The 14,680-nt window shown below is 68.0% G+C and carries 11 protein-coding genes; 4 read left to right on the forward strand and 7 right to left on the reverse strand.

Going from position 1 to position 14,680, the window contains the following annotated elements:
* Positions 1-6: 6 nt before the first annotated feature.
* Entirely contained in the window at positions 7-1,500 is a 1,494-nt protein-coding gene (gene emrC / locus J3A72_RS17575) for a multidrug efflux transporter outer membrane subunit EmrC (protein WP_046429738.1), read from the reverse strand.
* Positions 1,497-1,940, reverse strand: coding sequence for a multidrug efflux system transcriptional regulator EmrR (gene emrR, locus J3A72_RS17580; RefSeq protein WP_014646521.1), 444 nt, complete (start codon positions 1,938-1,940; stop codon positions 1,497-1,499). The genes emrC and emrR overlap by 4 nt, the downstream gene beginning before the upstream one ends.
* A 172-nt stretch (positions 1,941-2,112) precedes the next feature.
* On the opposite strand from emrR, the gene J3A72_RS17585 reads away from it, so the two are divergent.
* Both J3A72_RS17585 and parC read left to right on the forward strand, forming a co-directional pair.
* Entirely contained in the window at positions 2,113-2,994 is an 882-nt protein-coding gene (locus tag J3A72_RS17585) for a helix-turn-helix transcriptional regulator (protein ID WP_046429737.1), read from the forward strand.
* 60 nt (positions 2,995-3,054) lie between these two features.
* Positions 3,055-5,298, forward strand: coding sequence for a DNA topoisomerase IV subunit A (gene parC / locus J3A72_RS17590; protein ID WP_075075668.1), 2,244 nt, complete (start codon positions 3,055-3,057; stop codon positions 5,296-5,298).
* Between the two features lie 318 nt (positions 5,299-5,616).
* Here parC and bfr read toward each other — a convergent pair whose 3' ends face one another.
* On the reverse strand, positions 5,617-6,105 hold the full coding sequence (gene bfr, locus J3A72_RS17595; protein WP_005408763.1) for a bacterioferritin: 489 nt from the start codon (positions 6,103-6,105) through the stop codon (positions 5,617-5,619).
* A 123-nt stretch (positions 6,106-6,228) separates the two neighbouring features.
* On the opposite strand from bfr, the gene J3A72_RS17600 reads away from it, so the two are divergent.
* On the forward strand, positions 6,229-8,556 hold the full coding sequence (locus J3A72_RS17600; RefSeq protein WP_075075667.1) for a penicillin acylase family protein: 2,328 nt from the start codon (positions 6,229-6,231) through the stop codon (positions 8,554-8,556).
* An 82-nt stretch (positions 8,557-8,638) separates the two neighbouring features.
* Here the strand turns inward: J3A72_RS17600 and J3A72_RS17605 are convergent, their stop codons facing one another.
* Both J3A72_RS17605 and asnB read right to left on the reverse strand, forming a co-directional pair.
* Entirely contained in the window at positions 8,639-10,027 is a 1,389-nt protein-coding gene (locus J3A72_RS17605) for a cation:proton antiporter (protein WP_014646517.1), read from the reverse strand.
* Between the two features lie 101 nt (positions 10,028-10,128).
* Positions 10,129-11,820: an asparagine synthase B gene (asnB, locus tag J3A72_RS17610; protein WP_014646516.1), complete on the reverse strand. Its 1,692-nt coding sequence runs from the start codon at positions 11,818-11,820 to the stop codon at positions 10,129-10,131.
* A 338-nt stretch (positions 11,821-12,158) separates the two neighbouring features.
* Here asnB and J3A72_RS17615 point away from each other — a divergent pair, with 338 nt between their 5' ends.
* Positions 12,159-13,037, forward strand: coding sequence for a tetratricopeptide repeat protein (locus J3A72_RS17615; protein WP_075075701.1), 879 nt, complete (start codon positions 12,159-12,161; stop codon positions 13,035-13,037).
* Positions 13,038-13,157: 120 nt separating this feature from the next.
* Here J3A72_RS17615 and dapE read toward each other — a convergent pair whose 3' ends face one another.
* Positions 13,158-14,285 (reverse strand): succinyl-diaminopimelate desuccinylase, encoded by a 1,128-nt coding sequence (gene dapE / locus J3A72_RS17620; protein WP_049403828.1) that lies wholly within the window; start codon positions 14,283-14,285, stop codon positions 13,158-13,160.
* Complete coding sequence (locus J3A72_RS17625; RefSeq protein ID WP_014646513.1) at positions 14,282-14,653, reverse strand: arsenate reductase; 372 nt, start codon at positions 14,651-14,653, stop codon at positions 14,282-14,284. Before J3A72_RS17625 ends, dapE begins: the two co-directional genes overlap by 4 nt.
* Positions 14,654-14,680 lie beyond the last annotated feature (27 nt).

Here is a 14,680-nt window from a genome sequence, read left to right on the forward strand (position 1 = left end):
GCGTCTTCAGGAATGCGAGGAATCGGAATGGGAGGCGATCGGTGCGCGGTCGGTGTCGGCGGGCTGGAAACCACCGCCCAGCGCCTTGCTCAGGCGCACCGAGGTCTGCACCTGCTGCGACTGCAGGCCGGCCAGCTGCTGCTGCGACTGCAGCAGGGTGGACTGCGCGGTCAGCACGTCCAGGTAGCTGCCGATGCCGGCGCGGTAGCGCTGCTGGGCCAGGTCGAAGGCCGAGCGTGCGGTGTCCACTGCCTGCTGCTGCGCGTGCGCCTGCTGCGCCAGCGAGCGCACCGCGTTGACCTGGTCGGCGACGTCGCGCAGTGCATCGAGCACGGCCTGGTTGTAGTTGGCCACCGCCAGGTCGTACTGCGCGTCGGTGTTGGCCAGGTTGGCGCGCAGCTTGCCGCCTTCGAAGATCGGCAGGCTCAACGCCGGGCCGATGTAGGCGAAGGTCGAGCTGCTCTTCAGCAGGTCACCCACGTTCGGGGCGACCACGCCGGCCAGCGCGGTCAGGTTGAAGCTCGGGTAGAACTTGGTCTTGGCGACCTTGATCTGCTTGTCGGCCGCTTCCACGCGCCAGCGCGCAGCCACGATGTCGGGGCGACGGCCGAGCAGTTCGCTGGGCAGTACGCCCGGCAGCTGCAGTGCCATCGGGTTCAACGGCTGCGGGCGCTGGATCGACAGGCCACGGTCCGGCCCCTTGCCGACCAGTGCAGCCAGCGCGGTGCGGGCGGCGTCGATGCGCTGCTGCGCGGCCAGCACCTGCTGCTGCGCGGCCGGCACGCGGGCCTCGGCCTGGCGCACCTGCAGATCGCTGTCGATGCCGGCGCTGCGGCGCTGGCGGGTCAGCTGCAGCGATTTCTGCGAGCGGGTCAGTTCTTCCTCGGCCACGTCGTTGAGCTGCCACGCGTAGGCCAGGTCGGCATAGGCCTGGGCAATGCCGGTGGACAGGTTCAGGCGTGCGGCCTGGGCTTCAACGGTGGCGGCATGCGCGCCATCCACGGCGGCTTCCCAGGCAGCGCGCTTGCCGCCCCACAGGTCCACGCCGTAGCTGAAATCGAAGGCGACCTGGCTGCTGCCGCCATAGCGGCCGCCCATCTCGCTGCCGACCATCGACTCGGGCAGGCGCAGGCCGGTGTAGCCACCGGACACCGACAGGCTGGGCAGTTCGTCGGCACGTGCGGTGCCGACCTGGGCCTGGGCCTGGCGCAGGCGCGCGTCGGCGGCGTCCAGGCTCGGATGACCGGCCAGGCCTTCGGCGACCAGTGCGTCCAGCTGCGCATCGCCCAGTGCCTTCCACCAGTCCTGCGCCGGGAAGCCGGCGGCGCTCAGGTCGGTGTCAGCCAGGGTGCGTTCGCTGTGCAGGCTGTCCACGTCAAGCACGTGGCCCTGCGGGTTGAGGCCACGACTGCTGGCGCAGGCGGCCAGGGCCAGCGCCAGCGCTGACACCAGCAGCGCGCGCCCGGACCGGCGGAGAGTGGAATGCGGGATCGGGTTCATGGGGTCGTCAGTGAATCGCGGATTCGGGTAAGGAGGGACAGCAGCAGCGTGCGCTCGTCGGCGGAAAGATCACGCAGCGCGTAATCCATCACCGCGTCGCCGCGCAGCTTCAGCCGCGCCCACAACGCACGGCCTTCGTCGGTCAGCACGATCTGCAGTGCCCGCCGGTCCTGCGCATGCGCCTCGCGGCGGACGCAGCCCAGCGCCTCCAGCTTGTCCAGCAGGCGGGTGACCGCGCTGGGCACCTGGTCGATGGCCTGGGCCAGTTCGTTGGCGGTGCAGGGCGCCATGTGGGAAAGCACCTTCAACCCGATGTAATGGGTGAAGCCGATTCCCAGATCTTCTTCCGCCATGGACGCGTCGAGTTGGCGCACCAGGCCGTCGCGCACCTGGCGCAGCAGCAGGCCGAAGCTGGGGGGAGTGGTTGCAGGACAGATCATGGGGGAGCATTCTCTTCCAAAAAAAATATTTCTCAATGGAAATATTCGATCTGGCATCGAATGCTGTGTTGCAGCAGCGGGCTCGATCAGTGAAGGCGCCTACCTTAATGATCTGGTCAGGTGGCCCGGTAGTACAATCCAGCCAATGGATGTCACATTTCAGCCAACGGACATGATGAACAAGGCAGAAATTCAGGTTCCCAAACGCCTACTCAGAGATGAGGCACTGGACTGGTTCGAGCGCAACGACGGCCCGCCGGTCATCGCCTTCCGCTTCGACAGCCAGCAGGGCCTGGCCCGCGAGGTCGACTGGCACCACCACCAGCGTGCCCAGTTGATCTGCGTCGAACGCGGCCTGCTGACCACCCGCACCTCGCATGGCACGTGGTCGCTGGCGCCGGGCTCGGCCGGCTGGATGCCGCCGCTGGAACCGCACACCGTCACCCTCGACGGCCCGTTGCGCGGCTGGGGCATGGCACTGGCTGCACCGGCCTGCGCCACCCTGCCCGCCGACCCCTGCGTGCTGGGCCTGTCCAAGCTGGCGCAGGCGCTGGCCGACCGCATCTGCGAATGGCCGCTCGGCCATGACACCACGCCCGAGCGCCAGCACATCATCGACGTGCTGCTGGACGAGATCCGCACCGCGCCGCGCCAGCGCATGCACCTGCCGATGCCGCACGACCGGCGCCTGCTGAAGATCGCCTCGCAGTTGCTGGCCGACCCCTCCGACGAACGCAGCCTGGCCGAATGGGCGCATTGGGCCGGTCTGTCACCGCGCAGCCTGACCCGTCACTTCCGCGACGAGACCACGCTCAGCTTCGCCCAGTGGCGGCAGCAGGCGCGCCTGTCAGAGGCCCTGCGCCAGCTGACCGACGGCCGCAGCGTGGCCGACATCGCCCACGCGCTGGGCTTCAGCAGCGCCAGCGCGTTCGTTACCGTGTTCCGCCGCCACTTCGGGCTGCCGCCCGGGCGCTACCTGGCACGGGCCGGGCACGGCCTGGAAACCGGGCTGGACCCTGCGCGCGGCTTGGCATCCCCCGCCGCATCCGGATAATCACAGGATTGCGAGCGGCGACCGCCGTCGCCGCCTCCCGACAACAGGTAACAACGCCGCATGACCGAACTTGCCCGCCCCGTGTTCCACGGATTCGAACAACTGCCGCTGCGCGAGTACGCCGAACGCGCCTACCTCGACTACTCGATGTATGTGGTCCTGGACCGCGCCCTGCCGTTCATCGGCGACGGCCTGAAGCCGGTGCAGCGCCGCATCATCTATTCGATGAGCGAGCTGGGCCTGAATGCCGCGTCCAAACCGAAGAAGTCCGCGCGCACCGTCGGTGACGTCATCGGTAAGTACCACCCGCACGGCGACAGCGCGTGCTACGAGGCCCTGGTGCTGATGGCACAGCCGTTCTCGTACCGCTATCCGCTGATCGAGGGCCAGGGCAACTTCGGCTCCAGCGACGACCCGAAGTCGTTCGCGGCGATGCGTTACACCGAATCCAAGCTGACCCCGATCGCCGAAGTGCTGCTGGGCGAACTGGGCCAGGGCACCACCGACTGGGCACCGAACTTCGACGGCACCCTGCAGGAGCCGACCTGGATGCCGGCACGGCTGCCGCACCTGCTGCTCAACGGCACCACCGGCATCGCCGTGGGCATGGCCACCGACGTGCCGCCGCACAATCTCAACGAGATCGTCAGCGCACTGCTGCACCTGCTGGACCACCCCGATGCCAGCGTGCGCGACCTGTGCGAGCACGTGCAGGGCCCGGACTATCCGTCCAGCGCCGAGATCATCACATCGGCCAACGACCTGCGGAACATCTACGAGACCGGCAACGGCAGCGTGCGTGCACGTGCGACCTTCACCAAGGAGGCCAGCAACATCGTGGTGACGGCGCTGCCGTTCCAGGTGTCGCCGTCGAAGGTGATCGAGCAGATCGCCGCGCAGATGCGCGCCAAGAAGCTGCCGTGGCTGGAAGACATCCGCGACGAATCCGACCACGCCAACCCGGTGCGCGTGGTGCTGGTGCCACGTTCCAACCGCGTCGACGCCGACCAGCTGATGGGCCACCTGTTCGCGACCACGGACCTGGAGCGCAGCTACCGCGTCAACCTCAACGTGATCGGGCTGGACGGCCGTCCGCAGGTGAAGAACCTGACGATGCTGCTCAGCGAATGGCTGACCTTCCGCAGCAACACCGTCACCCGCCGCCTGCAGCACCGCCTGCAGAAGGTCGAGCGCCGCCTGCACCTGCTGGAAGGCCTGCTGGTCGCCTTCCTCAACCTGGACGAGGTGATCCACATCATCCGTACCGAGGACGAACCGAAGGCGGCGCTGATCGCGCGCTTCGGCCTGTCCGAGGAACAGGCCGAGTACATCCTGGAAACCAAGCTGAAGCAGCTGGCCCGCCTGGAAGAGATGAAGATCCGTGGCGAGCAGGACGAGCTGGCCAAGGAGCGCGAGAAGATCCTCGGCATCCTCGACAGCAAGGCCAAGCTGAAGAAGCTGATCCGCGACGAACTGACCGCCGACGCCAGGAAGTTCGGCGACGCACGCCGCTCGCCGCTGGTGCAGCGCCAGGCCGCGCAGGCCATCGACGAGACCGAGCTGGTGCCGAGCGAGCCGATGACCGTGGTGCTGTCGGAGAAGGGCTGGATCCGAGCGGCCAAGGGCCACGACGTCGATGCGTCCGCCCTGTCCTACCGCGACGGCGACGCCCTGCAGGGCGCAGTGCGTGCGCGCAGCACCCAGCAGGTCGCGTTCCTCGACAGCGAAGGCCGCGCCTACTCGACGCCGGTGCATACCCTGCCCTCCGCGCGTGGCAATGGCGAACCGCTGACCGGCCGCTTCTCGCCGGCTCCCGGTACCAGCTTCGTGACCTTGGCCAGTGCCGAGCCGGATGCCCGCTTCGTGCTGGCCTCCAGTCATGGCTACGGCTTCGTCACCCGCTTCGAGAACCTGATCGGCCGCAACAAGGCCGGCAAGGCGATGCTGAACCTGTCGTCCGGCTCGTCGGTGCTCACCCCGTCGATGGTCGCCAACGTGGCCACCGACCGCATCGTGGCGGTGACCAGCTCCGGCAACCTGCTGGCGATCGCCGCCAACGACCTGCCGGAACTGGACAAGGGCAAGGGCAACAAGATCATCGAGATCCCGAAGGCCAAGCTCGCCACCGAACGCGTGGTCGCCATCGTGGCGATCAGTCCGGGGCAGACCCTGCAGGTGCGCAGCGGCCAGCGCACCATGGGCCTGAAGTTCAACGAGCTCGACGCCTACCTCGGCGCCCGTGCCACCCGCGGCCACCTGCTGCCGCGCGGCTGGCAGAAGGTGGAAGGGCTGTCGGTGGAATAAGAGGTACGGGGTCGGATCCCTTTCCATGGGAAAGGGCTCTGACCCCAGGCACGAAAAAGCCGGGGCATTCCCCGGCTTTTTCGTTGTCGGCTGGCGGGCGGTGGAGCGGCTGGCGGGCGAAGGCTGGCTGGCGGTGCTCCGGTGCTGGCGGGCGACAGAACGCTGTGCTGCTGGTAGAGCCGACCGCTGGTCGGCCGCCTTTGGCTCCCGGTAGAGCCGACCGCTGGTCGGCTGCTTTCTGCAGAGCAGCCGACCAGCGGTCGGCTCTACCGGAAGGCAGCCGAGCATTGGCTCGGCTCTACAAAAAACGATGCCCGCTCAGTGCGCCGGGGCGCCGTTGCCGTCGATCTTGCTCAGCTGGTACAGCTCCAGGCCGATGCGCTTGATGAGGCCCAGCTGCTGCTCCAGCCACCAGGCGTGGTCTTCCTCGGTGTCCTTCAGCTGCGCCAGCAGGATGTCGCGGCTCACGTAATCGCCCTTCTCCTCGCACAGCTTCATGCCGGCGGCGAGATTGTTCCGAACGGCGTATTCAGTATCGAGATCCTTCTGCAGCATCTCCTCCACGGTCTTGCCCGGCTCGGTGGCATGCGGGCGCATGTCCGGGTCGCCACCCAGGAACAGGATCCGGCGCAGCAGCGCATCGGCATGCTGGGTTTCCTCTTCCATCTCGTGGTTCAGGCGCTCGTACAGCGCGAACAGGCCCTGGTCCTCGTAGCGGCGGGAATGGATGAAGTACTGGTCGCGCGCAGCAAGCTCGCCGCGCAGCAGTTCCTTCAGGCAGGCGATGACGTCCGGGTTGCCTTTCATGGGGGGCTCCTGTGAATCGATGCGGCATAGGGTGCCGCATTTCAAAATACGGTGATCTAATCGGAATCAGTCGCAGTTGCGCCTGCGGCTACAATCGGCCCACGAGTTCGGAAAGGACGTGCGATGCGACGTACATGGCGTTGGGTGCTGGGCGTGTTGATCGCCATCGTGCTGGTCACCGCACTGGTGCTGTGGCTGCTGCTGCGCGGCAGCCTGGCCGACCTGGACGGCGAGCATGCGCTGCCGGGGCTGGCCAAGCCGGTCACCATCGAGCGCGATGGGCTGGGCGTGGTCACCATCACTGCCGGCAGCCAGGCCGACGCGATGCGTGCGCTCGGCCGCGTACACGCGCAGGAACGTTATTTCGAGATGGACCTGATGCGCCGCAGTGCCGCTGGCGAGCTGTCGGCGCTGTTCGGGCCGAAGGCCATCGACGCCGACAAGCGCATGCGCGTGCACCGGCTACGTGCACGCACCGAGGCGAATCTGCAGGCCGCACTGGGCGACAACGGCACGGCCGTGCGCGCCTACGTGGATGGCGTCAACGAAGGCCTGGCCGATCTCTCCGTGCGCCCGTGGGCCTACCTGCTGCTGCGGCAATCACCACAACCGTGGCAGGCCAGCGACAGCGTGCTGACCGGGCTGGCCATGTATGCCGACCTGCAGGACCCCGGCAACCAGACCGAGCTTGCGCTCAGCCGCATCCGCGCAGTGGTGCCGCCGGCGCTGTACGCACTGATCGCCCACGACGGCACCGAATGGGATGCGCCGCTGTTTGGCGACCCCACCGGCAACGCCGCCCTGCCCGATGCCAGCCAGCTGGACCTGCGCACATTGAAGGGAAAAACGGGCACTGAGCAGGAAGAGGGCGACGTCATCGGCAGCAACAACTTCGCGGTGGCCGGCGCGCTTACCGCCGACGGCCGCGCCATCGTTGCCGACGACATGCATCTGGGCCTGCGTGCACCCGGCTTGTGGTTCCGCGTGCGCCTGCGCTACCCCGACCCGCAGGCCGCCGGCGGCCAGGTCGATGTCACCGGCTTCTCCCTGCCGGGCCTGCCGGCGGTGATCGTCGGCAGCAACGGGCACGTCGCCTGGGGCTTCACCAACAGCTACATCGACACGGCGGACTATCGCACGGAACCGGCCAACGCCGCCGTGACCGTGCACGAAGAGCGCATCGCCGTGGCCGGCCAGGCCGACGTGCTGTTCGCGGTGCGCGAAACCGACTGGGGGCCGATCCTGCATACCCATGCCGATGGCAGTGGCGACGCCCTGCGCTGGGTCGCACACCTGCCCGGTGCCGTACGCCTGGATTTCGCTGACCTGGCCCGCGCCGGTGACCTCGACGGTGCACTGCACTTCGCCGACCGTGCCGGCATCCCCGCACAGAACCTGGTGGTCGGTGATCGCAGCGGGCGCATTGCCTGGCGCCTGATCGGCGCTCGCCCGGACCGCGGCCCCGGCTGTGCACCGGCCGGCTTCAATGCCGCCAGCAACCAGGGCTGCGCGCCGTGGCCGATCCGCAGCGATGCCTCGCCGGCATTGATCGATCCCCCCAACCATCGCCTGTGGACCGCCAATGGACGCGTCCTCGACGGCGAGGCACTCGCCAGCGTCGGCAACGGCGGCTATGACCTGGGTGCGCGGGCGCGGCAGATCCGCGACCTGCTGGCGATCCAGGAGCGCTTCGACGAGCACGACCTGCTGGCGATCCAGCTCGACGACCGCGCGGTGTTCCTGCAGCGCTGGTGGGCTCTGCTGCACGACGTCATCGAACGCAGTGACGACCCTGCGCTGAAGCGTTTGAAGGAGGCCAGCCATCAATGGGGCGGGCGCGCCTCGGCCAGTTCGGTCAGCTACCGGGTGGTGCGTGAATTCCGCACGCAGGTCATGGCCACGCTGTCCGATGCACTGCTGGCCCCGGCCAACGCGCAGCTGGGCGATGCCTACCTGGACCCACGCCTGGCACAGCTGGAAGGCGTGGCCTGGCCGATGCTGGAACAGCGCCCGGCCAACCTGCTGCCACCGGCCTTCGACAGCTGGGATGCGCTGCTGATCGACGCCGCCCGCCGTACCGAGGGTGAGCTGGCCAAGCAGGGGCCGCTGGCCAAGCGCAGCTGGGGTGAACGCAATACCGCGGCGATCTGCCACCCCATCGCACGGGCGCTGCCGGACATCGCCAAGCGCTGGCTGTGCATGCCCGCCGACCGCCTGCCCGGCGACCGGGACATGCCGCGCGTGCAGACGCCGAACTTCGGCGCCTCCGAGCGCATGGTTGTCTCGCCCGGCCACGAGGCCGACGGCATCGTGCACATGCCCGGCGGCCAGAGCGGCCATCCGCTGTCACCGTACTGGGGTGCCGGCCACGAGGACTGGGTGCATGGGCGCCCGACACCGTTCCTGCCGGGCAAGACGCAGCACGTGATGACACTGGTGCCAGCGCGGTAGTGCCGGCCGTTGGCCGGCATCCATGCAGGTGTGTCCAGCATCACCAGGTTGCCGGCCAGCGGCCGGCACTACCGTTCAACGTTCAGGCCCTGCGCCGTTCGATCAGGTTCAGCAGCGGCCCGGTCATCGCCGTGGTCACCAGCGCCATGATCACCAGCACCGCGAACAGGCGGTCACCGAGCAGGCCCAGCTCATACCCCAGGTTGAGCACGATCAGCTCCATCAGGCCGCGGGTGTTCATCAGCGCGCCCAGCCGCCACGCTTCGCGCGTGGGCATGCCGGCACTGCGCGCGGCACTGAAGGTGCCCAGCAGCTTGCCCGTCGTGGCCACCGCGATCACCACCACGCACAGCACGATGTCGCTGGCCTGCAGCGCATCGGCGCGCATGCGCAGCCCGGTCATGGCGAAGAACAACGGCAGCAGCAGCGTGACCGCGAACGGCTCGACACGGGCCATCAGCAGGTCACGCAGCTGCGCGTTGGACGATACCGCGACACCCGCAGCGAACGCGCCGAACAGCGCGTGGATGCCCAGCATCTCGGTGACCAGCGCACTGCCCAGCGACAGCAGCAGGATGCCGAGCAGCCAGCGCCCCTCACGGCCCGGCGCAATCTGCCGGCGCGCGAACCACGGCTTCACCAGCCCCAGCATCAGCGCCACGAACGCGACCACGCACACCAGGTTGAGGCTGGCCGGCAACCAGCCGCTGGCCTGGGCGGCAGCCACGATCAGCGCCAGCAGGCACCACGCGGTGGCATCGCCCAAGGCAGCGCAGGCGATGGCGGTCTGACCCAGCGGCGTCTGCGTGATGCCGCGATCGGCAAGGATGCGCAGCAACACGGGGAAGGCGGTGATGCTCATCGAAATGCCGACGAACAGTGCGAATGCCGTGAAGCCCACCCCCTGTGGGCCATGCTGCGGATACAGCCAGATGGCCAGGGCGACGCCGAGCACGAACGGCACCGCGATGCCGGCATGGCTGACGGTAAAGGCGAAACGCCGGCGTCCACGCAGTGCTGCCAGGTCCAGCTCGGCACCGGCCACCAGCAGGAACATCAGCACGCCCAGCTGGCTGAGCATGCCCAGCGGGCCCAGCGAACTGGCCGGGAACAGCGCACCATGCAGCTGCGGCAGCAGGCTGCCAAGCACCAGCGGCCCCATCATCAGGCCAGCGGCCATTTCGCCGATCACCGCCGGCTGTCCCATGCGCTTGAGCAGCGCCCCCGCGCCCTTGGCCACCAGCAGCAGTACCAGCAGCTGCAGCAGGAACAGGCCCAGCGGAGACGCCAGATGCTGCACCCAGCCGCCTTCGGCGGCGACGGAGGCACGGGCAACCGCCTCGGGCGCCGCCGGCCCGGCATACCGCGCCAGCAGCACGCCAGCCAGCAACGGAACCCCGGCCCACGCCAGGTAGCGCCATCCCCATTTCGTGGGCGGCGCGTTGCCGCCTGCCTGTACGTCCATGAACATTCCCCAATGTGCAGGGGGCGATCATACAAAAAGGGGACGGAGGGGATTAAGGCGTTAATGGCACAAACGACTTAATCCCCTCCGTCCCCTTTTTGGGGTGCTTAGGCCAGTGCCTGCTCGTGCACGCCGGCGATCGCGCGACCGGAGGGATCTGCCGCCGCGGCGAAGCTGGCGTCCCAGGCGATGGCCGCGGGCGACGAACAGGCGATCGACTTGCCTCCCGGCACGGTCTCGGCCGCTGCCCGGCTCGGGAAGAACTGCTCGAACAGGTGGCGGTAGTAGTACGCCTCCTTGGTCTGCGGCGGGTTGTGCGGGAAGCGCTTGTCGGCGGCCGCCAGTACACGGTCGCTCACCTGCGCCTCGGCATGTGCCTTCAGCCCATCGATCCAGCCATAGCCCACGCCATCGCTGAACTGTTCCTTCTGCCGCCACAGGATGCTGTCCGGCAGGTAGCCGTCGAACGCCTCGCGCAACACGGCCTTCTCGATACGGCGGCCGCCAAAACCGGCACCGACCATCTTGTGTGCGGCATCGAAGCGCATCGCCACATCGAGGAACTCACGGTCGAGGAACGGCACGCGCGGCTCCACGCCCCAGGCCATCATCGACTTGTTGGCGCGCAGGCAGTCGTAGTTGTGCAGGGCGTCGAGCTTGCGTACCAGCTCGTCGTGGAATTCACGCGCATCCGGTGCCTTGTGGAAGTACAGGTAGCCACCGAAGATCTCGTCGCTGCCCTCGCCGGAGAGCACCATTTTCACGCCCATCGCCTTGATCCGCCGCGCCAGCAGGAACATCGGCGTCGATGCGCGGATGGTGGTGACGTCGTAGGTCTCGATGTGGCGGATCACCTCCGGCAGCGCATCGAGGCCTTCCTCGAACGTGTACTCGAAACCGTGATGCACGGTGCCCAGCGCTTCGGCGGCGATCGCTGCGGCGGCCAGATCGGGCGAGCCCTTCAAGCCGATCGCGAACGAGTGCAGGCGCGGCCACCAGGCTTCGGTCTGTCCCCCATCCTCGATGCGACGACGTGCATAGCGCGCGGCCACCGCCGCCACCAGCGACGAGTCCAGGCCACCGGACAGCAGCACGCCATAAGGCACATCGCTCATCAGCTGGCGCTCCACCGCATGCTCGAACGCCTGGCGCAGTTCAGCCAGATCGGCCTGGCGGCCCTGCACGTCGGCGTAGTCGCGCCACGGTTGCTGGTAGTAGCGCACCAGCTCACCGCTGGCACTGTCGAAATAGTGGCCCGGCGGGAACTGCGCGACATCGGCACAGGTATCGACCAGCGCCTTCATTTCCGAGGCCACGCGCAAGCGCCCCTGGGCATCGTGGCCCCAGTACAGCGGCACCACGCCCACCGGGTCGCGCGCCACCAGCACGCGTCCACTGTCACGGTCCCACAGCGCGAAGGCGAAGATGCCGTTGAGCTGTTCCAGCCACTGCGCCGGCGCGCCGCCCTGGCGGTAGAGCGCGTTGATCACCTCGCAGTCCGAGCCGGTCTGGAAGTCGTAGGTGGTGGTCAGCGCCGCCTTCAACGCCTGGTGGTTGTAGATCTCGCCGTTCACCGCCAGCGCCAGCTGGCCATCGGCCGACAGCAGCGGCTGCGAACCACCGGCCGGATCGACGATGGCCAGCCGTTCATGGACCAGCAGCGCACCTTCGTCGAGGTACACGCCGCTCCAGTCCGGGCCACGGTGGCGCTGGCGTTGCGACAGTTCCAGCGCGTGCCGGCGCAGGGCGGGAAGATCGTCACCGGCCTGCAGGCCGAAGATTCCGAAGATCGAACACATGGGGGAGCTCCTGTTGGGGATTTCACGGGTGGGAGGGTGTTCGACCGGCCATCCAGGCCCGGGTGGGACTACGCCCGGGCACAAAAAAACCCGCATCGACCGATGCGGGTTTTCTGGTGTCCGGGCGTGTGTTGCTGTCTATCTACCCAGGGCGCAGTCCCGCATCGGCCGCGCACGATTATTCGCGCGCAGATTATTGCGGTTGTTGTTATTGACGGCGGTGGCCAGGCGGATCGACATGGCATTGACCCTACCCCGGTTTCCGGCATGGTGCAACCGTTGCGTTGGCAACCACTCCCCGGCGCGCATAATGGCCGGCCGTGAAACGTGTAATGGAAATGCAACACCGCACTGGACGCAACGCGGCGCTGGCCGCCCTGTTCTGCCTGGGCCTGGCCGCCTGCCAGACCCTGGCCCCACCCTCGCCCCTGCCGCCGGCCCAGCTGCAGGGCCTGGAACAACGCGGCACCGACGGCAGCTTCAAGGGTGCCTTCGATACCGCGGAAACCTTCGAACGCTTCAACGATCCGCGCGCCATCGCCTACTACGAGCGCGCCGCCGCGGTCACACCCTGGACCTTCCACAACACCAAGGCGGAAGAAGCACTGGGCAGGATCTGGATCTCCGGCACGCTGCGGCATGCCGACAGCCCCCACATCAATCCGGCGCCGGTGCTGCGTGCGTCCTGGCGACGCGGAGAACGCGCCTACCTGGCGGCGGCCTACCACGGCAATCCCTATGCGTTCTACGAACTCGCCAAGGCCTATCGTCAGCGAGGCGACGCGCAACAGGCGCTGCGCTGGGACCTGCGCGGAATGATCTACGAGCGCTACCCGAGTTCATCGTCACGGCTACCGGATGCGGTGGCCGCACAGGATGGCACCGTGCATCCACTGGTTGCGCAGATCCAGCGCCGCGCCGAGCGTGGCGATGCCGAAGCGCAGGTAGACCTGGGCGCGCTGCTGGAAAAGGGCATGGGACTGCCGCGCGATCCCGCACGTGCACTGCAGCTGTACCAACGTGCCGGCGAGAAGGGCAATGTGTTCGGCCAGTACTTCGCCGGACTGCTGCTGGGCCGCGGTGCACCGGGCGTGGAGAAGGACACCGACGCAGCCGCACGCTGGTTCGCCCGGGCCGAGGCGCAGCGCTTCTACATGGCAGCGCCGAGCTACTGGGAAAAAGCGGTCGAGCCGCCGTTCTTCATTTTTTCTGAGTAGAGCCGAGCCACGCTCGGCTGGGCATTCCCTGCAGAAGCAGCCGAGCATGGCTCGGCCCTACAGGAAAGCAATGCCGGCGAAAGGCGTGCCGACCAACGGTCGGCACCCAGCGTCGCAGGTTCACGCCAGCAGCCGCTCCACCAGCCGCTGGTACAGCCCCGGCAATGCCTCCAGATCGGCCACGCGCACGTTCTCGTCCACCTGGTGGATGCTGGCGTTGACCGGCCCCACTTCGATGCACTGCGCGCCCAAGGGCGCGATGAAGCGGGCATCGGAGGTGCCGCCGCCGGTGCTTTCTTCCGGTGCACGGCCGATGTGCTCGGCCAGCACCGCACGCGCGGTGGCGCGCAGCGTGCCCTCCGGGGTGTAGAACGGCTCGCCGCTGCGGTGCCACTTCAGCGTGTACTGCAGGCCATGCCGTTCCAGCAGCGCGGTGATCTCCGCTTCCAGCTTCGGTGCGTCCCAGTGCGGGTTGTAGCGGATGTTGAAATCCACCTCGAGCTCGCCGGGAATCACGTTGTTGGCACCGGTACCGGCATGGATGTTGGAGACCTGCAGGCTGGTCGGCGGGAAACTTTCGTAGCCGTCATCCCAGCGCCGCGCACTCAGCTCGGCCAGGGCCGGCGCCGCCTGGTGGATCGGGTTGCGTGCCTTCTCCGGATACGCCACGTGGCCCTGCACGCCCTGCACGCGCAGCTTGGCCGACAGGCTGCCGCGACGCCCCACGCGCAGCAGGTCACCCAGCGTCGCAGTCGAGGACGGCTCGCCGGTGATGCACCAGTCGATGCGCTGGCCGCGTTCGGCGAACAGGCGTGCGACGTGGCGCACGCCATCGATGGCGTCGCCTTCCTCGTCGCTGGTCAGCAGCACCGCCAGCGTGCCGGGATGATCAGGATGCGCGGCAACGAACTGCTCGGCGGCCACCACGAACGCCGCCACGCTGCCCTTCATGTCGGCGGCGCCACGGCCATACAGCACGCCATCGCGGATCTGCGGGCTGAACGGATCGCTGGCCCAGGCCTCGCGAGGGCCCGTCGGCACCACGTCGGTATGGCCCAGCAGCACCAGTACCGGCGCGCCCTGGCCGTGGGTCGCCCACAGGTTGTCGACCTCACCCAGCCGCAGGTGATCGCACTGGAACCCGGCCTGCTTCAGGCGTGCCGCCAGCAGCGCCTGGCAACCGGCATCATCGGGCGTCACCGAGGGCCGCGCGATCAGCTCGCAGGTCAGGTCGAGCACCGCGCTCATGCGTCACCCACGCCGAAGCGGGCCTTGAAGCCGTTGTCGCTGAAGCCCTGGCTGACCGTGCCATCGGCCGTGACCACCAGCGGGCGCTTGATCAGCTGCGGGTACTCGCGCAGCAGCAGCTTCCATTCGGCCTCGGAATCGGCGGCCTTGCGGTTGTCCGGCAGCTGCCGCCAGGTGGTGGAGGACCTGTTGACCATCGCGGCCAGGCCACCCAGCTGCGCGGCCCACGCCAACAGCATTTCCGGGCTGGGTTTGTTGTCGCGGTAGTCGACGAAGGTGTACGGCACGCCGAAGCGGTCCAGCCACCTGGTCGCCTTCTTGCAGGTATCGCAGTTCTTCAAACCGTAGACAGTGGTGCTCATGGCCATCTGTGATGCTGGAAAACAGAGGGCCAG

The sequence above is a fragment of the Stenotrophomonas sp. PvP093 genome, from assembly GCF_017876915.1.
In the GTDB taxonomy this organism is placed as follows: domain Bacteria; phylum Pseudomonadota; class Gammaproteobacteria; order Xanthomonadales; family Xanthomonadaceae; genus Stenotrophomonas; species Stenotrophomonas muris.